The following is a 21,808-nucleotide window of genomic DNA, read 5'->3' on the forward strand; positions in this document are numbered from 1 at the left end:
AACGGGCGAAGGTCACCGGGTGCCACACCCCCCCCCCCCCCCCCCCCACCCCCCACCCCCCCCCCCCCCCCCCCCCCCCCCCCCCCCCCCCCCCCCCCCCCCCCCCCCCCCCCCCCCCCCCCCCCCCCCCCCGGCACTCCGTCCTACGGGCAGGATCTGCTCGGCGGCGTCGGCAACGCGCCTCAGCGCCGTGCGGTGCCTGACCGCCAGCCTCCGGGCCGCGAGCATCTCGTGTACCACGCACAACTTCACTGATAGGCGGCCAGGGCAATCAGACCACCGCCCGCACCGGATGCCACAGCTTCGAGCCACGTCAGCATCAATCCGCCCACAGCCGACCTCAAGTCGCAGTGCCTGACGGGAAGTCAGCGTACGCCTTCGGCATGCGCGCGCCGAGAGCGCAACAGATGGCGCGTCCCACGGAAGCTGGCGCAACTTACCCGGTGTCGCCTGCTGGCCCGGGGCGGGCCAGCAGCGGTGCCGAGTGCAGGACCGGCCGGGGAAGTCGCCAAGCTGGCCAGCTGCCTCTGCAAATTGCCGGCTACCGATGACGGTGTTCTCTGACAAGTGATCTTGACGGATTGCCATGTGGGTTTGACCGGTCGGGAGGGGTCGGCGGGTCAGGTGTACACCTCATGGCCGTACTCCTCGCGGCTCACCTGCCCGGACAAGCGGGCGATCGAGCGGGACCCGGAAGCGGTGCGCGTATAGCGCGAGGAGACCTGGCCGGCCATCCGCGCGCGAGCCGCCGAAGAGGGCGCCGAGATCCTCTTCGCCGACCAGGTCGGTGTCCGCCCGGACCAGGTCTCAGGACGCACCTGGGCCGTGCGAGGCAGCACACCGACCATCAGGCGGACCGGCAACCGGTTCTCGGTGAACGCGATGTCAGCCATCAGCACCCGCGGGAAGATGTGGTTCACGGTCTACCGCGGATCGTTCACCACCACGGTGTTCCTCGGCTTCCTCCGGCGACTGGTCGGGCAGTTCGACCGGAAGATCCACCTGGTCGTCGACCGGCGCTCCGTCCACCGCAGCAAGGCGGTCCGCGACTGGCCGGCCGAGAACGAGACGTCCACGGCGGCCTGGCACTCGGCCCCGAAGCGGGCCGAAGCGGGCCGCCGCGGGCCCCGGCGGGTTCAGGCGCCGGGTGCGGGCTGATTGATCATCCTGGCGGCCGCCTCGGCGATCCGGGCCGTTCGGAGCGCGTCGCACTGCCGGCGCACCACTCGCCGGGCGCCCCCGTCGAGCGGCCCGAGGACGACGTCCACCGGCCCCGGCACGGAGCGGCCCAGCACCACCGTGGCGGCCGGCGCGCCGCCCGGCAGGACGGTCGTGTGGAACTCGCCGGCCCCCAGGGTGTACGTCTCGCCTCGCGCGCTGGTCCGCTCGCCGAGCGGCTCCCAGCGCACCAGTCGCGCGGTCGGCCGGATCTCGTCGGTGCCGCCCGCGCTGTACACCTCGTACGCGCGGTGGGTCGGCCGGTCCGGCTCGTCGTGGACCGCGACCCGCAGGTTGCCGACCCGGCCGTACAGCACGCTGCTCTTCAGCTCCCAGCTGTGGCAGTGGATCTCCCGGACGGCGCGGTCCTGGCCCGGCGCCTCTGCGTCCGGGCCGAAGACGTGCACGCAGACCCCGAACTCCCCGTCGCGCAGCACCGGCAGGCAGAAGAAGCCGAGGGGGTGGGCGACGGCCCGCAGGGGTCTCGCGCCCGAGGCGACCTCCGCCAGGATCCCGCCGACCAGCCCGTCCAGCGCGGGCGAGGCCGCGCCGGCCCCGACGGCCCGGTCGAGCGACGCGAAGAGTTCCGGGAAGGGGCCCGTACCGGGGCTCGCGCCAGGGTCCGGGAAGGGGTCCATCGTCTGCTCCCTCCGACGGCTACCTGCGGTACGGGTTCTCCGCGTGCAGCGCCCTGTCGATGATGTCGCCGACGTCCGCGTCCGAGAAGGCCGCGGGCAGCCGCACGCCCAGCCGGTCGAAGAGCCGCCTGGCCTCGTCGACGGTCGGGTCGTCACCGAGCGGCTCGGCGTCGCGCAGGTCGAGCTTGACCGCCTGCTCGCGGTAGTGGTGCAGCTCGGTGACGTAGTAGTCGTAGAGCGGCCGCCCGCGCTCGATGTAGAGGCTGACCCGCCGCGGGTCGTCCTGGGTGATGACCAGGCACGACGCGGAGAGGTCGAAGCGCAGGGTCGGGACGACCGAGGAGAGGTGGACGTCGATCTCCAGGGTGTCGAGCCGCTGCCGGTACCAGGCGGCCGCGAACACCGTGGCGTACGACTCCTTGCGGGTGCGCTCCACGCTCCACCCCCCGGGCTGCGCGCCGTCCGGCCGGCCGCCGAAGGTCTCCCGGAACCGCGAGTAGGCCGCGCAGGCCTGCTCGTCGCCCGGGTGCACGATGTCGATCTTGACGGTGAGCGAGCGGCGGCGGTGCTGTGCCTCCCGGACGCACTCGGGCAGGGTGACCGCCCGCAGGTAGGTGCCGGTGCCGCCCTTGAACACCCAGCGGTCGGTGTCCTGGCGGGCGAGCTCCAGTGCCCGTTCCAGCTCCACCCCGGCCAGCTCCCGCACCGAGGTCAGGCTGTCCAGCGCCTGCCGGGCGCCGGCCGTCGCCTCCCGGATGTCGCTGATCCGGCGCCGGCGCTCGGCCAGCGAGCCGTACACGACCGCCGCCAGCACCAGCAGGGTCGCGCCGGAGACGACGTTGTCGCCGAGCCCGCCGCCGAACAGGTCCAGCAGCCCGACGGCCAGCGCACCGCAGAAGGCGACGACGCCGTCCGAGTTCCGCAGTGCCCACGCGATCGCGCTCTCCAGCCGCCGCCCGGACTCCGAACCCCCCTGCGCCACCCCGCACCCCCTTGTTCGCCGACCAACATGGTAGGTCCCGCGGGCAATTGACGACCAGACGGCAACCCGTCCGACCGGGCGGCCCGGCGCGGCCGGGGCCGGTGGCAGGCCCGTCAAGGAGCCGTCGACGACGTGGGAGGGTCTCGTCAAGGACCACCGCCCCGGCCCCCGCCCGGGCGAGTCGCCGCCGCCGACCGGCTAGCCTGGAGGGCTCCGCCCCGGGACGCCCGCCCCGGACGCCCGCCCCGCCGACAAGGAGCCCGCCGCCGTGTCCGACACGTTCGCGCACCTGCACGTCCACACCGAGTACTCGATGCTGGACGGGGCCGCGAAGAACGGCAAGCTGTTCGCGGAAGCCGAGCGGCAGGGCATGCCGGCGATCGCGATGAGCGACCACGGCAACATGTTCGGCGCATACGAGTTCTTCCACGCCGCCGCCAAGACCGGTGTCAAGCCGATCATCGGCATCGAGGCCTACGTCGCCCCGTCCTCGCGCTTCCACAAGAAGCAGGTGTTCTGGTCGCCCGGCGGCCAGCGGCCGGCCAGCGCGGACGGCGAGGGCGGCAAGGACGTCTCCGGCGGCGGCCGCTACACCCACATGACCATGTGGGCACAGAACGCGACCGGCCTGCGGAACCTCTTCAAGCTCTCCTCGCTCGCGTCGATGGAGGGCTACTACATGAAGCCCCGGATGGACCGCGAGCTGATCGCCGCCAACGCGACCGGCATCATCGCCACCACCGGCTGCCCCTCCGGCGAGGTCCAGACCAGGCTGCGGCTCGGGCAGTACGAGGAGGCCGTCAAGGCGGCCGGCGCCTACCAGGACATCTTCGGCAAGGAGAACTACTTCCTGGAGCTGATGGACCACGGCCTGTCCATCGAGCAGGACGTCCGCCAGGACCTGCTGCGCCTGGCCAAGCAGCTGGACATCCCGCTGCTGGCCACCAACGACTCGCACTACGTCACCGCCGACCAGGCGGACGCCCACGACAGCCTGCTCTGCGTCGGCGTGGGCAAGAACAAGGACGACCCGAACCGGTTCAAGTTCCAGGGCACCGGCTACTACATCAAGACCGCCGAGGAGATGCGCGAGCTCTTCCGCGAGCTGCCGGAGGCCTGCGACAACACCCTGGCGATCGCCGAGCGGGTCGAGTCGTACGAGGAGGTCTTCACCTACGTCGACCGGATGCCGCAGTTCGACGTGCCCGAGGGCGAGACCCAGGCGTCGTTCCTGCGCCAGAAGATCGCCGCCGGCCTGCAGCACCGCTACGGCGACAGCCCCAGCCAGGAGGTCCTGGACCGGGTCGAGCTGGAGATGGGCGTGATCACCCCGATGGGGTTCGACGCCTACTTCCTCGTGGTCGCCGACATCTGCCAGTACGCCCGGGACAACGGCATCCCGGTCGGCCCGGGCCGAGGCTCGGCGGCCGGCTCGATGGTCTCCTACCTGACCAGGATCACCGAGCTGGACCCGCTGGAGCACGACCTGCTGTTCGAGCGGTTCCTCAACCCCGAGCGCATCAACCCCCCGGACGTCGACATCGACTTCGACGACCGCCAGCGCGACCAGATGGTGCGCTACGTCACCGACAAGTACGGCTCCGCCTACACCGCCCAGGTCAACACCTTCGGCACGATCAAGGCCAAGGCCGCCGTCAAGGACGCCAACCGCATCCTCGGCTACCCCTTCGCCATGGGCGACCGGATCACCAAGGCGATGCCGCCGGACGTCATGGGCAAGGGCGTCCCGCTGGCCGACCTCTTCAACGAGAAGCACCCCCGGTACAACGAGGGCACCGAGATCCGGGCGCTGTACAGCAACGAGCCCGACGTCAAGAAGATCATCGACACCGGGCTCGGCATCGAGGGCCTGATCCGCGGCACCGGCGTGCACGCCGCCGCCGTCATCCTCTCCTCCACCCCGCTGCTCGACCTCATCCCGCTGCACATGCGGGACAAGGACGGCGTGATCATCACCGGCTTCGACTACCCGTCGTGCGAAGCCATGGGCCTGATCAAGATGGACTTCCTGGGTCTGCGGAACCTGGGCATCATCGACCACTGCATCAAGATCGTGAAGGCCAACCGGGGCGTCGACGTCGACATCGAGAAGATCCCGATCGACGACCCCACCACCTACCAGCTGCTCGCCCGCGGCGACACCCTCGGCGTGTTCCAGCTCGACGGCGGCCCCATGCGCGCCCTGCTCAAGCTGATGAAGCCCACCGAGTTCGCCGACATCTCCGCCGTCTCCGCGCTCTACCGGCCCGGCCCGATGGGCATGAACTCGCACACCAACTACGCGCTGCGCAAGAACGCCCAGCAGGAGATCGTCCCGATCCACCCCGAGCTGGAGGCCCCGCTGAGCGAGGTCCTCGGCCCCACCTACGGCCTGATCGTCTACCAGGAGCAGGTCCAGCGTGCCGCCCAGGTACTGGCCGGCTACTCGCTCGGCCAGGCCGACCTGCTCCGCCGCGCGATGGGCAAGAAGAAGAAGGAGGTGCTGGAGAAGGAGTTCGTCCCCTTCCACGCGGGCTGCAAGGAGCGCGGCTACTCCGACGAGGCCATCCAGGCCGTCTGGGACGTCCTCGTCCCGTTCGCCGGCTACGCCTTCAACAAATCGCACTCCGCCGCGTACGGCCTGGTCTCGTACCAGACCGCCTACCTCAAGGCCAACTACCCCGCCGAGTACATGGCCGCCCTGCTCACCTCCGTCGCCGACGACAAGGACAAGATGGCCGTCTACCTGGCGGAGTGCCGCCAGATGGGCATCAAGATCCTCTCCCCCGACGTCAACGAGTCCGTGGTCGACTTCACCGCCGTCGGCAGCGACGTCCGCTTCGGCCTGAAGGCCGTGCGCAACGTCGGCGTGCCGGTCATCGAATCGCTGGTGAAGACCCGCAAGGAGAAGGGCAAGTACGCCTCGTTCGCGGACTTCCTCGACAAGGTCGAGCTGGTGGTCTGCAACAAGCGCACCGTCGACTCCCTGGTCAAGGCCGGCGCCTTCGACTCCCTCGGGCACACCCGCCTCTCGCTCAGCACCGTGCACGAGAGCGCGATCGACGCCGTCACCGGGCTGAAGAAGCAGCAGGCGATCGGCCAGGACGACCTCTTCGGCGCACTGGACGCGGACGAGGGCGCCGGCCCGGGCATCGGCCTGGACTTCCAGCTCACCGACCGCGAGTGGCCGCGCCGCCAACTGCTCAGCCTCGAACGCGAGATGCTCGGCCTCTACGTCTCCAGCCACCCGCTCGACGGCGCCGAGCACATCCTCTCCAAGAACCGCGACACCTCCATCGCCGAACTCCTCGGCTCCGGCCGCACCGAGGGCGAGGTCCGCCTCGCCGGCCTGATCACCGCCGTCGACCGCCGGATCAACAAGGCCGGCAACGCCTGGGCGATCATCACCCTCGCCGACCGCGACGGCTCGGTCGAGGTGCTGTTCTTCCCCGCCACCTACAACCTGATGGCCGAGCAGATGGTCGAGGACAACGTCATCTCGGTCCGCGGGCGCCTCAACGAGCGGGACGGCTCACTGAGCATCTTCGGCCAGGAGATCACCACCCTGGACGTCTCCTCCGCCGAGCTCGGCACCAAGCCGCCGGTCCAGATCACCATGCCGCTCGGCCGGATCACCGCCGAGACGGTCGCCGAACTCAAGCTCGCCCTCCGGGCCCACCCCGGCGACGTCCCGGTCCGCCTGCTGACCACCAACTGGGACAAGGACACCCTCTACGAGCTGGGCTTCCAGGTGAACCCCGACAACGGGCTCGCCTCGGACATCAAGACGCTGCTCGGCACGCACGCCTGGGCGGGGACGGTGTAGCGGGCGCCGGTCGGTCCGCCGGATCACCTACGGGCCCGACCGGCGCGGCAGGGGCGGGAGTACGGTGGGGACAGCGGGACAGCCCGGGCTGCCGCGACGGCCGGGCCGGCCCTGTGCCGGCGGCCCCGGCCTGCGCCCGCGGATGGGTGGCGAGCCATGTCCGTCTACGTGAAACTCTCGGCCGAGGCCCGGTCCCCGGAGGAACCGTCGAAGGGGCCGTTGGACATGCAGTACCAGGACACGGCCGACGGCTACACGTACGAGTACGACCTGCACCCGAGCGGGGCACTGCGGATCCTGCGGGTCTTCGAGGACACCCCGCACGCGGTCGAGGCGTACTTCAGCCCGTCGGCGTGGCTCCAGGTCGCCGGCACCTACCTGCGAAGCGGCTCCGAGTACTGACGGCGTGCCGACGAGGACCGCGGTCGGCGTTCACGGGTCGCCGTCCGCCGCTCCGGCCCTTACGGTCTGTCCTGGGGCCGGCTCGTCGCCACAGGAGGCCTGGATGCCGCACTACCGATGGATCCTGGACACCCAGGACGACAACGGACACTGGACCCGGCAGGACGACACCCTCATGCCGAACCCCCTGGAGTACGACGGACCGCCCCAGCGGGCGGCGAACCACCTGCGGGACGTGTTCGTGCGCACGCTCTCCCGGCCCGCACCCAGCCCCCGGGCGGTCAGGCTCCGCGTCTGGGAAGGGGCGGAGGCCGTCGGCGAGCCCCAGGCCGAAACCGAGTGGTCACGCGAATGACGCACGCGGCCCCCGCGTGGCCGGGCACTCCGCCGATGGCCCGCACGGACCGCCTGCACGGACCGGCTACACCGGGACGGGCCAGGACGCGGCCCGGATCCGGGCGACGTCCGCGCGCCGACCGGCCGCACCGGGGCCGTCGGCGGGTGCGGCGGCCGACGGCAGGAAGTCGGAACGCGGCTGCTGCCCTGCCGCGGCGCCATCCGCACTCCGGGCGAGCAGTTCGCTCGCGGTCCGGGTGCCGGCCGGGTCGGCTGCTTCGGCCATCAGCCGGGCGGCGTCGACGGTGTCCGTCGACGGCGGGACGACCAGCAGGTTCAGGCTGAGCGGTGCGTACGAGTACACCGCGATCACGTGTCTGTCCTGCTCGGTGGTGAACCAGCCCGCGTGGACGGTGTGGCCCGCGACCGGGATCCGCCGGGGGATGACCGGCCACGTCGCCGGGTTCACGGTGATCCGGGTGATCCGGCCCCACCGCTCGTCGAGTTCGGCGGCCAGGGCGGGGAGTTCGAGAAGAAGATCACGCGACCGGGGCCACCAGGCTCCGTCCAGGCGGCCTGCCCGCACGCCCACGGGGGCGAGCGAGAGCCGCGTGGCGGGTGCGGTGGTGGGGGGCGTCGTCGCACGATCGAGGGTCACGGTCATGACCAAGGACCCGTCTCCGGGCCCGACGCGAAGGCCGGGTCCGGCATTGCCACTCGCCGGAGACGACGCCAGTGTCCGGTGCCGGCATTCGAAGTGCCTTCGGTGATATCCACGTTACTCCTCGCCGGCCCGGATCCTGGCATGATCACGACTCCCTTCGGACCGCCCGGTCCTCGACGAAACAGCCGCCCGGCCGGTCCTGGAGGAAGCCCCGCCCGCCCCGGCCCGCACGCCCGGTCAGTGCGGGAGTTCCACCGACAGGTGCGGGGCCAGCGACCGGAGGAAGTCCGCCGCGTCGAACATCGCGCCGGCCGAGGCCAGGCCGGTGGTGCGCGTCCGCCCGGCCAGGACCCGCCGGACGGCCTCCACCACCAGAGGTGCGGTGATCGCGTAGATGTCCTGGCCACGGGCCGAGGCGCGGCGCTCGACGCCGCCGGAGCGGACCACGACGTCGACCACGAAGGTCTGGTCCGAACGCCCCTGGGCGTCGACCGCCTCCGGCGCCGGCGTGTCCTCCCCGGCCAGGTCCCGCGCGGCCTCGACCGTCATGTGGGTGCGGACCTCGGAGACGGCCAGGTGGCTGGGGACGGTGACGACATCGGCCATGGTGAACTCCGCGACCACCGCACGCCGGCCCAGCGGCTCCGGGAAGTGCCAGTCCTGCTCCCACGGCTGGTCGTCGTGGTACTGCAGCGCACCGTCCGCGAACCGCACCCGGCGGCCCGCGCGGCGCTCGTGGGACACCTGGCCGGCCTCCCGGGTGCCCGGCGTGGGGTGCCAGCTGCTCAGCCCGTAGGCGATGTGCACCTCCTCCGCGCCGGTCCACTCCCCCATTGCCGCGGTCACCAGCAGGTCGCCGAGCCCGCCGTAGAAGGCCATCGCCGGCACCACGGGCGTCTCCGCCTTCATGGCCGCTTCCGCGTGGTCGGCGAACATCGCGGCATTCGCCTCGATCTCCGCCGCGACGTCGAGGTACGGGATCCCCGCGCGCAGGGCCGCCTCGACCACCGGGCCGCCCGTCACGGCGAACGGCCCGGCGCAGTTGACGACCGCGGCCGCGCCGGCGAGGGCCCGGTCCAGCGCGCCCGGGTCGTCCACGGAGGCCGGCCGCACGGTCACGTCCCCCCACTCGGCCGCCAGCGCCTCCAGGCGGGCCGCGTCACGGCCGGAGGCGATGACGGCGAAGCCACGCCGCCGAAGTTCGGCGACGACGAACCGCCCGGTGTGTCCCGTCGCCCCGTAAACCACCACTGCAGCCGCCATACTCATCGTTCCCCCGCTTCTCGCCGTTCCGATGGGTTCAGTCTGGCCGCACCCGACACCGGAGCGTGATGGTCCGGAAGGACATCACCCGTACACTTTCGGACATGCCCACCGTCGCCCTGCTGACCGCCGGTCACCTGCTGCACTTCGAACTGGCAGTGGCCTACGAGATCTTCGGCAATCCCCCGCGCGAGGCCGCGGACGGCTGGTACGACGTCCTGCTCTGCGGGCCCGGTCCGGTGCGGGTCGGCCCGTTCACGGTCGAGCCCGACCACGGGCTGGACCGCGCCGCCGGCGCCGACACCGTGATCGTGCCCGCCTGCGCCGACGTCGACGAACCGCTGCCGGCCGAGCTGATCGAGGCCGTGCGGGCGGCCCACGAGGCGGGCGCCCGGGTCGCCTCGCTCTGCACCGGGGCATTCGTCCTCGGCGCCGCGGGCCTGCTGGACGGCCGGCGGGCCACCACCCACTGGGCCCACGCCGCGGAGCTGAGCGCGCGCCACCCGCTGGCCGTGGTCGATCCGGACGTGCTCTACACGGACAACGGCAGCGTGCTCACGGCCGCGGGCAAGGCCGCCGCCGTGGACCTCTGCCTCCACCTGGTCCACCTCGACCACGGCGCCGCGATCGCCAACTCCGTCGCGCGTCGCCTCGTCATGCCGCCGCACCGGCCCGGCGGCCAGGCCCAGTTCGTGGCGACGCCGGTGCAGGTCACGGGCGACCACGCGCTCTCCCAGCTGCTCGCCTGGGTCCAGCAGCGGCTGGACCAGCCGCTGACCGTGACCGACCTGGCCCGGCGGGCGAACACCAGCCCGCGCAATCTCGGGCGGCAGTTCCGGTCGGTGACCGGGCAGACGCCGCTCCAGTGGCTCCTGACCCAACGCGTGCGCCGCGCCCAGGAGTTGCTGGAGGCCACCGACCAGAGCATCGAGTCGGTCGCCGTCGCCACCGGCATGGGGACGGCCACCACGCTCCGGCGCCAGTTCAAGCGGGTCGTCGGGGTCCCGCCCGACAGCTACCGGCGCTCGTTCCGCAGCTGCGACGGCCCGGTGACGGCCCTCTGACCTCCGGCTGCCGGTCGCCGGGCGCGCCCCGGTCCCCCAGCGGTCAACGCCGCCGGGCGCCCCGGGCGTCACGGGCGTCACGGGCGTCGGCCGGCCGGCCCGGCATCAGGGCGCCCGGTCCGGGCTCGTCCCGGGCGGTCCGCCCCGGCCGCACGGTGGCCCGCCGCGGCGGCACGGCCGGGGCGACGCGGAGTGCGGCGACGCCCCGGCCACGCACCTCCGCGCCGCTACTTGCCGCGCAGGCCGACCGGGTTGCCGTCGGTGTCCTCCAGCACGCAGACCCGGACGCCCGGGGCGACCTCGCGCGGCGCGCTCCGCTCGGTCGCGCCGGCGGCCAGCAGGGCGGTGCGGGCGGCGTCGAGATCGTCGACGTCGGTGTGGACCACCGGCCCGCCGGCCACGTCGCCGTGGGGATTCAGGCCGACCTCGAAGCCGTCGACGGAGTAGCCGACGTAGTAGGGCTCGTCCGTATGCGGTGCGCCGAGCAGCGCGCCGTAGACCTTCTTGGCGGCGTCCAGGTCGGACACCGGGACCACCAGGGCGCGGATCGTCGGACTCATCCGTTCTTCCTCTCGGGTGAAGGGGGCCGGGCCCGCCCGTGCCGAGGACCGGTCAGAGCCCCAGCCTGGGAGGACCGGTCGCCCAACCTATCGGCGGGGTCGTCACATGTCCCGCCACCGCCGCCCGCCCGCACCGGCCGTCCCCGGGAAGTCACCCGATCGGACCGGCCTCCGCCACCCGCACCCCTGCCGCGGGATTCTGCGGACCGCCGGGATCCCGCCCTACCCGCGACCTTTGGCTTCCCGGCGGAGCACCTAGAATGAGAAACCGTCGCGAGTAATCCATCTGCGCACGCACGAAGCGTGTGCACGGGGTGAGGGAAGAGGTGTGCCGTGCCCGAAGCAGACTCCGGTGCGTCCACGCTCGCAGCGAAGCTGGACCGGCTGTTCGACGTGGTCCGTCGTCCCGACCGTGAGCAGTACAGCCATGAGGAGGTCGCCCGGGCCTGCCGGGAGGCGACCGGCGAGAGCTTCTCGGCCACGTACCTCTGGCAGCTCCGGACCGGCCGCCGGGACAACCCGACGAAGCGTCACCTCGAAGCGCTGGCACAGTTCTTCCAGGTGCCGCCCACCTACTTCTTCGACGACCGGCAGAGCGCCCGGATAGCCGAGGAGCTGGCACTGCTCGGCGCGCTGCGCAACGCGGGCGTACGGGACGTGGCCCTGCGCGCGGTGACCCTCTCACCCGAGGGGCTCGGCACGATCAGCGACATGATCGAGGCGATCGCCCGCCGCGAGGCCGGCGGCAGGTAGCGGCCTTCCCCGCGAAGCGGATTCCCTCGGCGTTGCCGCGTCCGTAGTATCACCTCCCGGTCGAACGCCAGGGGGGCGAATCGTGGGATATCCGGGTGGGGTGGAGCATGGGCTGTGGCAGCGATGTCGGGGGGTCGCGGAGTCGATACCGCTTCCGGAACCGTTCGGCATACCGGAGCTGACCGAGGCGCTCGCCCGGCTGCGTGGCAGACCCATCGAACTGATGCCGCTCTCGGGTCCGGAGCACTCGCCGTGCGGTGTGCTGATCAGCACCGACCGGGCGGACTACATCGGCTATCCGGCCGACACCACGGCGCTCCACCAGCAGCACATCGTGCTGCACGAGATCGGCCACCTCCTCTGCGGGCACACCGGCGGCGCCGGGCCGAGCACGGCCGTGCCGGCCGCGCTGACGACCCAGCTGTCGGAGGAGCTGGTGCGCCGGGTGCTCGGCCGGTCCGGGTACACGGAGCGGCAGGAGCAGGAGGCGGAGCTCGTCGCCTCGCTCGCGCTGCAACGCGCACTGCACCGGCCCTGTTCCACCGCGGTCGGCCAACTCGCCGACCAGGTAGGACGGTTACGGTCCGTGTTCGGGCGGCCGTCACGGCGCGGAACGGCGCGCCGTGGGTGACCAGGTGGCCAACACCGCCGGCTACCTCGCCGGTGCGGTCGCGCTGCTGGGAACACTCTGGAAAATCCTGATGGACCGGGGACGCCGGTCCGACCCGGCGCTCCACTACGGCTACGCCTGCGGGGCACTGATCGGGGCGGGGATGGCGGTGAGCGCCCCGGCCACGGCTCCGGCGCTCGCCGCCGTCGTGCCCGACCCGGTCCACCTCACCCTGGTGGCCGACCAGTTGAAGGTCGCCGCCTCCGGAGCCCTGGCCATGATGGCCTACTCCACCCGGCCGGCCGCGGCGGCGCGACGCGCCGTGCGGCGGCAGACCGCCCTCACGGCCGCCACCGTCCTGCTGGGCATCGCCGCCTTCGTCGCCGCCTCGCCCGTCCGGGAGGGCGAGGTGGTCGGCGTCAGCGGCGCGGACAGGCCGATGCTGGCGGCGTACGTCGCGCTCTTCGCCGTCCACTCCGCGTGGTGCCTGGCGGTCTTCGGGTTCCTGATCGGGCGCTGTGCACGGTGTCTGCCGCCCGGGGCCCTCCGGCTGGGACTGCGCCTGATGGCACTCAGTGCGCTGGCGGGCCTGCTGTGGACGGCGGACAACGTGGACGACCTGGCGGACATCCTCACCACGGGCCGTGAGAACGGTGCGGAGAGCCGGGTGTCCGGGGTGGCGGGCGCCGTCTGCGTCACGCTGGGCTTCGCCGGTGCCACCGCGTCGGCCTGGGCCGACTGGGCCAGGCACATGCGGGCCTGGCACGATCACCGCAGGCTCGGTCCGCTCTGGTCGGCGATGCGGGCCGCGCTGCCGGAGATCGAACTCGTCACCCCGGAGGGGCCGTTCGGGGCCGGGAGGCGCCGGCGGCGACGCGACGTCCAGTTCGCGCTCTACCGGCGGATCATCGAGATCCGGGACGGCCAGCTCTCCCTCCGCCCCCATCTGCATCCGGCGGTGCCGCTCTGGGTGAGGGAATTCATCGGCCCTGCCGAGGCGGAGGAGCTCGCGGCCGTGGTGGAGGCGGCCGCCATCGCCGCCGCGCTGGAAGCGGCCCGGGCCGGGCACCGCTTCCCCCTCGGCGCCGGCACGGGATGCGTGCCGCACCCGGTGGCGGCGGGCATCCACGAGGAGGCGGCGTGGCTGGTCAAGGTGGCCGCCGCGTACACGGGTTCGCCCGCCGTGGCCCACGTCCGCGACCGGGTCCGCGCCGAACTGGGGCGGGCCGTGGTACCGCGGTGACGTCGTGGGACCGCCCCGCCGCCCGGCGTCTACGGCGGGGCGGCGGGGCGGTGCTGGTGGCCGGGCGGCGCCGGCGGCGGGGACGGCTCAGGCAGCCGGGTGGCGCCGCCGGGTGGCCGGGTGGCTCAGGCAGCCGGGTGACTCAGGTAGCCGGGTGACTCAGGCGTGGGCAAGGTCCGGCATCAGCTCGTACACCTGCTCGGCGGAGCCGGGATCGGCCTCCAGGCAGGCGAGCAGGTCGGCCTTGGCGGTCTCCGCCCGGTCGAGCCCGATCAGACAACGGGCCCGCTGCAACCGGGCGTCGACGTCCTCGGTGGAGCCGAGCACCTCGTCGAGCAGGCGGACAGCCTCACCGAAGCGTCCGGCGTCGTGGTGGACCACCGCCAGGTTGAACTGCATGCCCGGGTCCGCCGAGAGTTCGACCGCACGCGACAGGTCGGCGCTCGCAGCGTCCAGGTCGCCCTCCTGGTAGCGGAGTTCGCCGAGCAGGGCCCACGCCTGGGCGTACTCGGGGTCGGCGGCGAGGGCGGCCTCCCAGGCCTCGGATGCTGCCGCCGTGTCCTCGTCGGCGGCCAGCAACTGACCCTTCAGGCAGAGCAGTTGCGCGCTCGCCGGGGTGGCCGCGAGCCCCGCCCGGACCTCGCTCCAGGCGAGCTCGTGCTCGCCCGACTCGAACAGCAGGGCGGCCCGGTTGAGGCGGGCGTCGGCGAACGCCGGGTCGAGTTCGAGGACGTAGCCGAAGTCCGCCACCGCCGCCTCGGTGTCGCCGAGCTCGGCGAGGACGTCGGCCCGGTTGAAGTACGCCTCGGGGAAGGGCGGCGAGAGCCGGATGGCCCGGTCGTAGTCGGCCAGCGCCTGCTCCGGGCTGCCGAGGTCGCGCCAGAGCATGCCCCGGTCGAAGTAGTACTCGGCGTAGTTGGGGTCGCACTCGATCACCGCGGTGTAGTCGGCGACGGCGTCGGTGTGGCGGCCGAGGCCCGCGTACACCTGCGCACGGTTGTAGCGCAGCACGGATCGGTGCAGCGCGTGCTCGTGGGGCTCGAGCGTCTCGTCGAGCCGGGCGATGCAGGCGTCCAGCAACGCCAACGCCGCCTCCAGACGCCCCTGGTGGACCTCGATCAGCGCGAGCCCGTTGCGGTTGAACACTACGCGCGCCTCCCGCTCCTTGGGCTCGGGATGCCACTTGGCGAAGGCGATCGCCTGGTTGACCCAGCTCCGGGCGAGCTGGTGGTCGCGCCGGTCGGCGTCGAAGTGCCGGGTGTGGAGCATGGCCGTGGCGTACGCGGCCTGCATGTGGACCTCGGGCGAGGTGCTGAGCGCCCGGGCCTCGTCGTACAGCGGCAGGGCCTGGTCGGCGAGGCCCAGTGCGGCGAAGGAGGTGGTCATCTTGGTGGTGAACGCCCACCAGTGGGTCGGACTGCTCTCGTGGGTGACCAGCCGCCGGCCGCGCTCGCCGAGGTCCAGGACGGCGTGGTAGTAGCCGAGGTCCATGCAGTGGTCGAGCGCGTGGCGCAGGATGTCGGCCCCGGCACCGGAGGGGTCGCTGCCGTGCTCCGCGTGCCAGGCGATGGCGCCCAGCCGCAGCGAGGACTCCCCGGCCGTCTCCAGCTCCGCCCGCCGCAGGTCGTGCAGCCGGGCGCGCTCGGTGGGCGGCAGCCCGAGGTAGGCGGCGATCTCGTCCGGGTCGTCGCCGACGCCGTCGCCCTCGATGTGGCGGCGGCCGAGCGCGGCGTCACCCGTCGTCCGGGACGGGCCGTCGTCCGGCCGGCCCTCGTCCGAACGGCCGCCCTGGTCCGGCACGTCGCCCTCGTCCGCCAGGTCGAGCACCGTGCACCGCGTGGCGAGGGCGGTCGGCAGGTCCTCGCTTCCGATGCCGGCCGGGCGCTCCGGCGGCTCGGTGCCGGTGATGACGACCACGGTGAGCAGGGCGGGGTCGATGCGCCGCAGCAGGACGGCGAGGAACTCGGCGTCGGTGGGGTCGGCCCGGTGGGCGTCGTCGACGATCAGCGTGCGCGGGGCCGGGCCGGCCGCGCGCAGGTACGCCTCCAGGAACTCGACCAGGCCGTGGGCGATCCGCAGGGTGCGCAGCGCGGAGTAGAAGCGGGTGCGCTCCTTGGGCACCGCCAGGGAGGTCAGCGTCTCGCGGGTGGCGGGCACCAGGTCGCGCAGTTCCGGCGTGGTGGAGAGGATTTCGATGTCGTGCCCGGTGACGGCCTCGGGGCAGCGCGCGAGCGCGTCCGGGACGATCGCCCGCAGGATCGAGCCGACGGCGGTGTACGGCCCGCGCAGCCGGCGGTTGGCGTTCACCCGGGCGAGCACGGGCGGCAGGTCGAGCCGCTCGCGGGCGTCGACGCGGGCGGGACGCCCGGCGGCGCGGACCCAGTGGTGGCGGTGCTCGGCCATGACTCGGCTGCCTTTCGTGCGGTGGCGCAGGGGCTAAGGGAGGTTCGGGGCTCAGGCCGACCGGGCGGCACGCCGCTCACGGGCGGCGAGCACGACGACGGCGGCGGTCTGCGCGAGGCTGAGCAGCATGAGGGCGAGCGAGTCGAGCCGGCCGGCCAGGTCGGCCTGGCCGGTCAGGCGCAGCCACATGTCGTGCAGCATGCGGTAGGCCGTCGGCACGACGACCCCGGCGAACATCGTGAGGGTGAACACGTAGCCCACCAGCATCAGCCAGGCGTACCAGCGCGCGACCCTGCGGTCGACCGGGTGGTGGGCGGAGAGGTCCAGCGGCGGCCGGCCGGTGGCCCGCCGAACGGCGTTGCGCAGCACGTCGGTTGCGGCGGCGTGGAGGTTCACGCAGCCCAGGACCGTGCTGAGCAGGACGTAGAGGTCGGTCCGCAGGTAGAAGAACCCCTGCCAGGCCAGGCGTAGTGCCGTGGCGTAGGCCATCGCGAGACAGAGCGACGCGACCACCCCGCCGGCGTCGCGGGTCACGTCGGCGACCAGGGTGAGTACGGCGATCGCCAGGGCATCGGCCAGCATGCCGGCCATGATGGGCAGATAGCGCTGCCGGCGCGGCACGCTGACCAGCCCGTCGAGGGAGGTCTCCAGCACCAGGTAGACCAGGCGGCGGCCGATGGAGAGCCGCGAGCGCAGGCCGAGCCGGCGGCCCGCCAGGGCGTGGAAGGACTCGTGCAGGGCGAGCAGCGGCACCTGGCCGACGAACAGCATCAGCACGACGAGGGTGTAGGACGAGCTGAAGAACAGGTTGTCGACGCGTGGGACCAGCTCGGGCACCCGGATCATCTCGGCCACGGCGAGGGCCGTCACGAGTGCGTAGCCCACGAGGGCCGGCCGGCTGAACACCAGGCGGCCCAGCCGCTGCCAGCGCACCGGCGCGGCCGGTCCCGCCGGCTCGTCGTCGCCGGCGGAGCGGACGAGGTCGAGATCCACGAGGACCTCGATCAGGTCGGCGATGTCGACGCTCTCGCCGTGCACGGCCTGGTAGCGCTCGGCGGCCTCACGGGGCGTCAGGCCGTCGGCCAGCATCCGGACCAACTCGGCGCCGTCGGCCGGGAAGACGGCGTAGGTGTCGGTCTCCGGGCTGCCGATGGTGACCTCGTCGGCCTCCGGCAGGTACACGAGCTGACGGAGCGGCACCGGCCGGTCCAGGTCGATGCCCGGGGCGGTGGAACTGCTGTCCGTGGAGGAGTGCACGGATCCTCCTGCGGGAGGTAGGCGGAGGGGGCGGGGTGGAGCGGTGCCGGCCGGCGGCTACGGCCGACCGGCACCGCATTCCCCCTTTGCCCGGGGGGTTCGGTCAGTTCTGCACGGCGCAGGACCAGGGCAGGTACAGCGCACGGGCCGCGCTGGTGAGGCGAACCGGGCCGGCCTTGCGGACGACGATCTTCTTCATGGCACACACCTCCTTCGGTGATCGGTCAATCAACAGCGCCATCAGCTGAGATGAATGGCCCACTTGGAGCTATCCATGTCAGCTCGGCGATGGACCAAGAGTGATGACGGCGTGGTGATCGTGTCAATAGATTCGGGACTGCCGACCTGACCCATCGTCACCGTCTCCTGGAGAACGCCCAGGTAGAGGGCGATGCGGAGACCCCGACAGCAGGGGAGCAACTAATAAACTGAAATAATGAGCCAGCTACTGGCTCTCCACCCAGGCTGATCTCGAAGACACAGAAACACCCGGACGACCACCCTCCGACGGGGCTGCGCCACCGCGATCCCCGCCCCACCCGCCCTCGCCCCGGCTTCGGCGCCGACCTCGGCGTCGACCTCAGCGTCGACCTCGGCGTCGACCTCGACGGTCAGGCCTTCGACGGGCCGGCCTCAGCGGTCACGCCTTCGACGGGCCGGCTCGTCGTGTCGTGTCCCTGACACGCTTCGGGCCGGGCGCGGGAATGCGCAGGGAGTCCAGCAGCGGGGGCAGCGGGCCCTCCGGCGACACCTGCCCGGCGGTGCGGCCGATCTCCCCTATCCACGCGCAGAGTTCGGCCGTTCCGGTGGCGTCGGTCACGTTGCCGAACCAGACGGGCCGGGCAGGCCGACCGTCCTGGAGCCGCCCACGGGGGCGGACCACCACGACGTTGGCCTGCTCACAGGGGCCCAGACAGTCCGTGACGACCAGGCGCGCGGCCGGGAGGGCGGCCACCGCCTCGGCGAGCGAGGCCAGTTGACCCTCGTGATCGGTGCCGGGCCGCTTCCTGGCAGTGCCGCAGCAGCAGCCCCGGCAGACCACGACATCGACGGCAGCCGTGACCGGTGACATCGCCCAACCTCCTCGTGGGGTTCCGCGCCCCTACCGTCGGAGAAACCACGGGTCAGTGTCCTGACTCCCGGATCGACGCTCGCCCCGACCTTCCGGCCGCAGGGCCGTGGTCGTCACCTGAAAGGGGTCGCTCCCCGGTCACAGTGGCGGGACCGTCCCGGAATCGCACCGGGTTCCTGCGCACCGTGGTCTCGGATGCATACATCTCGTTCGCGACCCTGCCCCATCGCGTACGAACACGTCAACCCGGGCTCGCTCATGCCGGGCGCCCGAAGCGCACGTTCCACCGGCCGGCACGTCCGCTCAGGTCCGTGACGGAGAGCGGCTCCACGTCGAGCCGCCAGAACGCCGGGGCCGGAGCGCCGAGCGCGTGGTGGACCGCGGCCCGGACGACGTCCGGTTCCGTGACCACGACGACCCGTCCCGCCTCCGGGGCAAGGCCGTCGAGCCAGGTGGCGACCCTGGCGAGGAGATCGAGCAGGCTCTCCCCGCCCTCCGGGGCGAAGTCCGGATCGGCCAGCCACCGGGCCACCTCCCCGGGCTCCGCGGCGGCCACCTCGTCAAGGCTCCGACCGCGCCAGCGGCCCATATCGCGCCCTCCGGGAGCGGACGGGGCCGAGGCCGGGAGGCCGAGGGCCTCGGCGGTCCCCCGGCACCGGGCCGACGGGGAGACAAGGACCTGGCCGGTGACCCGGATGCCGCCCGCGGCCTCCCGCGCCTGCCGCAGCCCCGCCGGGTCGAGCGGGCCGTCGTCGTCGAAGCGTGCCTGCCGCATCGCCTCGCTCATCGCCGCTGAGATCAATGTCACGCGCACTGTCACGCCGCTCCTCCTCTGCTTCCCCAACTGTCCTGCGGCATCGACCGATCGGTCCGTGCACCCGGCGCTGGGGCGCGCGTCCCGGGACAGACCGGAGGATTCGCGCCGCCCGCACGCTCTTGGCGCAGCCGCCGCCAGCCGATACCTTCTGCTCGATATGACGACGGTATGACGGAAGTCCGGTGAGAATCCGGCACGGTCGCGCCACTGTAAGCCAGGCGTGCGCCGCCCCCACGGGGCGGTTCGCGCCAGGGAGTCAGACCCGATGCCGTCGTCGATGCACCATCTAGCGGGACGCGAGTTCCCGAGGAGGTCCCTGCCATGGCACAGACCGCTGCCCCCGCAGCCATCCCCGCCGGCCCCCTGACCCTGCCCGTCAAGGCGATCCTGCCCTGGGCCGTGTTCTTCGGCATCATCATGCTGGCCCTGATCTACTTCGTCGGCGCCGAACAGGGCGCCACCTCCCTCATCTCCGGCGAGGACGTGCACGAATGGGTGCACGACGGCCGCCACCTGCTCGGCTTCCCCTGCCACTGAGAACGGGGAGCCCCGAAGTGAACTCCAGCACCGTCAGATCCCTGCTCGTCCGCGGCATGCTCGCCGGCCTCGCCGCCGGCCTGCTCGCCCTCGTCGTCGCCTACCTCCTCGGTGAACCCCGGATCGACGCCGCCATCGCCTACGAGGACGCCCACTCCGCCGACCACGGCATGGAGGTGGAGATCGTCAGCCGCTCCCTGCAGTCCACCGCGGGCCTGGCCACCGGCGTCCTCGTCTACGGCGTCTCGCTCGGCGGTTTCGCCGCCCTCGCGTACTGCTTCGCGCTCGGCCGCATCGGCCGCTTCACCCCGCGGGCGACGGCCGCCCTGCTCTCCGGGGCGGCGCTGCTCGCCGTGTACGTCGTCCCGTTCCTCAAGTACCCCGCCAACCCGCCGTCGATCGGCGACCCGGAGACGATCGGCAAGCGCACCACGCTGTACTTCCTCATGATGGCGCTCAGCGTGCTGCTGGCCGTCGCCACCGTGACGGTCGGCAAGCGGCTCGCGCCGCGCCTGGGCAACTGGTACGCGACCGTCGCCGCCGTGGCCGGCTTCGCCGTGGCCATCGGCCTCGCCTACGCATTCCTCCCCGCGATCAACGAGGTGCCCGAGGACTTCTCGGCCACCCTGCTCTGGCAGTTCCGCCTCGCGGCCCTCGCCATCCAGCTCACCCTCTGGACGTCCTTCGGCCTCCTCTTCGGCCACCTCGCCGAACGCGTGCTGGAGCCGAGGACCGCCCCGGCCGCCGTACCCGCCGTGGCCCCGGAGGTCGCCGCCTCCGCAGGCTGAGAACACACCGGGCGGCCCGATGGGAATCCCCGTCGGGCCGCCCGGCCGTCGTTCACCACGTACCGCTTCCGGAGGGAGCAGGGAGACCCTGCTCCGGGCGTGCCCGCAGGTGCCGAGCGTGCCGCGTCCGGACCTCCCGGCGTCAGTGGACGGCGATCCGGTCGAGGTTGGGGCCGCCGTCCGCGGTGGTCGAGGTGACCCGGACGGTGTTGGCTCCGGCCTTCAGCGCGACCGGGAGCGAGCTGGTCACCCAGGTGTCCCAGCCCGCGGTGGGCGGGAACGGGCGCCCGGCAGCGATCCGGGTGCCGTTGACGGTGATGTCCATCGGCCGGTCGGCGGCGGTGCCGTTGGCGTACGTCAGATCGAGGGTGGCCCCGGACGCGGCGGCCGCCTGAACCGTCCACTCGGCGTAACTCCCGGCGGCGTTGCCCAGGTTGACGAATCCGGTGCCGCTGTACCCGGCGTGGTCCGCGTCGACGGTGCCCCGGGAGATCCGCGCCTCCTCGGCCTGGTAGACGCCGGAGCCGCCGGAGACCAGCTGGTAGCCGCGCATCGCGCGGGTGAGCAGGTAGCAGTCCTGGAGGGAGCCCGAGGTGTCGCCGAGCGAGCGGTAGATGCCCCACTTGGGCCGCACCCGGTCCGCGAGGAAGGTGTCGACGCCATTCCTGGTGACGTCGACCACGGTGGCGCCCGCACTGCGCAGGATCCACCGGACCGACCCCGAACTGCCGTCCCCCACCTTGATCTGGAAGTCGACGTCCACCCAGCGGTCGTGCAGCGGGTCCAGGCTCGTACGGCCCACCAGGACGCCGGTGACGGGGAGTTGGAGTTCGATGGTCTGCGCGCCGCCCACCCGGCGCAGGGACTGCACGACGATCGGCGAGGTGCCGTTGCCGGGCTGCTTCATCTGCATGATGTGGGTGAAGGTCGTGGTCGCCTTCAACGACGAGGGGATGTACATCGAGTAGGTGGTCCGCCAGGTCTGGCCGGGCAGCCACTGCAGGTAGGCGCCGCCCGCCGGGCTGCGCATGCCGGTGACCTCGTGGCGCTGCCGGTCGGTGGAGCTGTCCCGGTCCACCGTGTGCATGTTCCAGCGGTAGGTGTCGTTCTCAACCCGGATGTGCGGATGACCGGCCGGGTGGGAGCCGGCACGGTCGTCCTCGATCGTCTCGAAGGCGGCGAGGCCGTCGGTGGCGGCCGACGGCGCCCATCGCTGCTGCCAGCTCGACACGGCCAGGGTGGCCGCCGAGGCGGTGGTGCGCGGCAGTCCGGCGGTGACGGCGGCCGTGAGGGCGGCACCGAGGACTGTTCTGCGCGAGGGCCTGTTCATGGCGCTACCGTGCCTTCCCCGGGGAGGAGCGAACTGGGTGACGTT

The 21,808-nt window shown here is 72.6% G+C and carries 21 protein-coding genes, 1 pseudogene and 1 riboswitch; of the genes and pseudogenes, 10 read left to right on the forward strand and 12 right to left on the reverse strand.

Annotation, left to right across the window (positions count from 1 at the left end):
• Positions 1-620: 620 nt before the first annotated feature.
• Positions 621-899, reverse strand: a complete 279-nt coding sequence (locus ACZ5WK_RS01685) for a hypothetical protein (protein WP_465544373.1) — start codon at positions 897-899, stop codon at positions 621-623.
• Between ACZ5WK_RS01685 and ACZ5WK_RS01690 the strand changes: the two genes are divergently transcribed.
• The gene (locus ACZ5WK_RS01690) at positions 826-1,158 is read left to right on the forward strand and encodes a transposase (protein WP_465543885.1); all 333 of its coding nucleotides are present in this window, start codon (positions 826-828) and stop codon (positions 1,156-1,158) included. The two genes, ACZ5WK_RS01685 and ACZ5WK_RS01690, sit on opposite strands and share 74 nt — an antisense overlap.
• Here ACZ5WK_RS01690 and ACZ5WK_RS01695 read toward each other — a convergent pair.
• Together ACZ5WK_RS01695 and ACZ5WK_RS01700 are read right to left on the reverse strand one after the other, a co-directional pair.
• The gene (locus ACZ5WK_RS01695) at positions 1,137-1,856 is read right to left on the reverse strand and encodes a hypothetical protein (RefSeq protein WP_465543887.1); all 720 of its coding nucleotides are present in this window, start codon (positions 1,854-1,856) and stop codon (positions 1,137-1,139) included. The two genes, ACZ5WK_RS01690 and ACZ5WK_RS01695, sit on opposite strands and share 22 nt — an antisense overlap.
• 19 nt (positions 1,857-1,875) lie before the next feature.
• The gene (locus tag ACZ5WK_RS01700; protein ID WP_465543889.1) at positions 1,876-2,838 is read right to left on the reverse strand and encodes a hypothetical protein; all 963 of its coding nucleotides are present in this window, start codon (positions 2,836-2,838) and stop codon (positions 1,876-1,878) included.
• Positions 2,839-3,106: 268 nt separating this feature from the next.
• On the opposite strand from ACZ5WK_RS01700, the gene dnaE reads away from it, so the two are divergent.
• The 3 genes from dnaE (at position 3,107) to ACZ5WK_RS01715 (ending at position 7,421) form a co-directional block, all read left to right on the forward strand.
• Positions 3,107-6,664, forward strand: coding sequence for a DNA polymerase III subunit alpha (gene dnaE / locus ACZ5WK_RS01705; protein ID WP_465543891.1), 3,558 nt, complete (start codon positions 3,107-3,109; stop codon positions 6,662-6,664).
• Between the two features lie 156 nt (positions 6,665-6,820).
• A complete protein-coding gene (locus tag ACZ5WK_RS01710) occupies positions 6,821-7,066 on the forward strand; it encodes a hypothetical protein (protein ID WP_396325568.1) in 246 nt (81 codons plus the stop codon).
• A 103-nt stretch (positions 7,067-7,169) separates the two neighbouring features.
• Positions 7,170-7,421: a hypothetical protein gene (locus ACZ5WK_RS01715; protein WP_465543893.1), complete on the forward strand. Its 252-nt coding sequence runs from the start codon at positions 7,170-7,172 to the stop codon at positions 7,419-7,421.
• A gap of 66 nt (positions 7,422-7,487) precedes the next feature.
• Here ACZ5WK_RS01715 and ACZ5WK_RS01720 read toward each other — a convergent pair whose 3' ends face one another.
• Together ACZ5WK_RS01720 and ACZ5WK_RS01725 are read right to left on the reverse strand one after the other, a co-directional pair.
• Positions 7,488-8,066, reverse strand: a complete 579-nt coding sequence (locus tag ACZ5WK_RS01720) for a DUF5994 family protein (protein ID WP_465543895.1) — start codon at positions 8,064-8,066, stop codon at positions 7,488-7,490.
• A gap of 237 nt (positions 8,067-8,303) precedes the next feature.
• Entirely contained in the window at positions 8,304-9,335 is a 1,032-nt protein-coding gene (locus tag ACZ5WK_RS01725; RefSeq protein ID WP_465543897.1) for a saccharopine dehydrogenase NADP-binding domain-containing protein, read from the reverse strand.
• A 98-nt stretch (positions 9,336-9,433) separates the two neighbouring features.
• On the opposite strand from ACZ5WK_RS01725, the gene ACZ5WK_RS01730 reads away from it, so the two are divergent.
• The gene (locus tag ACZ5WK_RS01730) at positions 9,434-10,393 is read left to right on the forward strand and encodes a helix-turn-helix domain-containing protein (RefSeq protein ID WP_465543899.1); all 960 of its coding nucleotides are present in this window, start codon (positions 9,434-9,436) and stop codon (positions 10,391-10,393) included.
• A 227-nt stretch (positions 10,394-10,620) separates the two neighbouring features.
• Here ACZ5WK_RS01730 and ACZ5WK_RS01735 read toward each other — a convergent pair whose 3' ends face one another.
• Positions 10,621-10,953: a VOC family protein gene (locus ACZ5WK_RS01735; protein ID WP_396325573.1), complete on the reverse strand. Its 333-nt coding sequence runs from the start codon at positions 10,951-10,953 to the stop codon at positions 10,621-10,623.
• 333 nt (positions 10,954-11,286) lie between these two features.
• Here ACZ5WK_RS01735 and ACZ5WK_RS01740 point away from each other — a divergent pair, with 333 nt between their 5' ends.
• The 3 genes from ACZ5WK_RS01740 to ACZ5WK_RS01750 all read left to right on the forward strand — a co-directional run bounded on the left by ACZ5WK_RS01740 (position 11,287) and on the right by ACZ5WK_RS01750 (position 13,559).
• Positions 11,287-11,706 carry an XRE family transcriptional regulator gene (locus ACZ5WK_RS01740; RefSeq protein ID WP_396325574.1) on the forward strand — a complete coding sequence of 140 codons (420 nt, stop codon included), beginning with the start codon at positions 11,287-11,289 and terminating at the stop codon, positions 11,704-11,706.
• Positions 11,707-11,806: 100 nt separating this feature from the next.
• A complete protein-coding gene (locus tag ACZ5WK_RS01745) occupies positions 11,807-12,337 on the forward strand; it encodes a ParH-like protein (protein WP_465543902.1) in 531 nt (176 codons plus the stop codon).
• Positions 12,330-13,559: an MAB_1171c family putative transporter gene (locus ACZ5WK_RS01750; RefSeq protein ID WP_465543904.1), complete on the forward strand. Its 1,230-nt coding sequence runs from the start codon at positions 12,330-12,332 to the stop codon at positions 13,557-13,559. Before ACZ5WK_RS01745 ends, ACZ5WK_RS01750 begins: the two co-directional genes overlap by 8 nt.
• Positions 13,560-13,718: 159 nt before the next feature.
• Here ACZ5WK_RS01750 and ACZ5WK_RS01755 read toward each other — a convergent pair whose 3' ends face one another.
• From ACZ5WK_RS01755 to ACZ5WK_RS01770, 4 genes are all read right to left on the reverse strand, one after another.
• A complete protein-coding gene (locus ACZ5WK_RS01755) occupies positions 13,719-15,962 on the reverse strand; it encodes a tetratricopeptide repeat protein (RefSeq protein ID WP_465543906.1) in 2,244 nt (747 codons plus the stop codon).
• A 51-nt stretch (positions 15,963-16,013) separates the two neighbouring features.
• On the reverse strand, positions 16,014-17,219 hold the full coding sequence (locus ACZ5WK_RS01760) for a hypothetical protein (RefSeq protein WP_465543908.1): 1,206 nt from the start codon (positions 17,217-17,219) through the stop codon (positions 16,014-16,016).
• A 640-nt stretch (positions 17,220-17,859) separates the two neighbouring features.
• The gene (locus tag ACZ5WK_RS01765) at positions 17,860-18,291 is read right to left on the reverse strand and encodes a (2Fe-2S) ferredoxin domain-containing protein (RefSeq protein WP_465543910.1); all 432 of its coding nucleotides are present in this window, start codon (positions 18,289-18,291) and stop codon (positions 17,860-17,862) included.
• 32 nt (positions 18,292-18,323) lie between these two features.
• A riboswitch (cobalamin riboswitch) is annotated at positions 18,324-18,494 on the reverse strand.
• 53 nt (positions 18,495-18,547) lie between these two features.
• The gene (locus tag ACZ5WK_RS01770; protein ID WP_465543912.1) at positions 18,548-19,111 is read right to left on the reverse strand and encodes a histidine phosphatase family protein; all 564 of its coding nucleotides are present in this window, start codon (positions 19,109-19,111) and stop codon (positions 18,548-18,550) included.
• Positions 19,112-19,429: 318 nt separating this feature from the next.
• Here ACZ5WK_RS01770 and ACZ5WK_RS01775 point away from each other — a divergent pair, with 318 nt between their 5' ends.
• Positions 19,430-19,645, forward strand: a complete 216-nt coding sequence (locus ACZ5WK_RS01775; protein WP_396325581.1) for a CbtB domain-containing protein — start codon at positions 19,430-19,432, stop codon at positions 19,643-19,645.
• 17 nt (positions 19,646-19,662) lie between these two features.
• Positions 19,663-20,433 (forward strand): CbtA family protein, encoded by a 771-nt coding sequence (locus ACZ5WK_RS01780; protein ID WP_465543914.1) that lies wholly within the window; start codon positions 19,663-19,665, stop codon positions 20,431-20,433.
• Positions 20,434-20,575: 142 nt separating this feature from the next.
• Here the strand turns inward: ACZ5WK_RS01780 and ACZ5WK_RS01785 are convergent, their stop codons facing one another.
• Both ACZ5WK_RS01785 and ACZ5WK_RS01790 read right to left on the reverse strand, forming a co-directional pair.
• Positions 20,576-20,986 carry a carbohydrate-binding protein gene (locus tag ACZ5WK_RS01785; RefSeq protein WP_465544342.1) on the reverse strand — a complete coding sequence of 137 codons (411 nt, stop codon included), beginning with the start codon at positions 20,984-20,986 and terminating at the stop codon, positions 20,576-20,578.
• Positions 20,966-21,763 (reverse strand): annotated as a pseudogene (locus ACZ5WK_RS01790) (Tat pathway signal sequence domain protein); the annotation flags it as partial. The gene ACZ5WK_RS01785 and the pseudogene ACZ5WK_RS01790, both read right to left, overlap by 21 nt.
• Positions 21,764-21,808 lie beyond the last annotated feature (45 nt).

The organism is Kitasatospora sp. NPDC032757 (assembly GCF_055579305.1).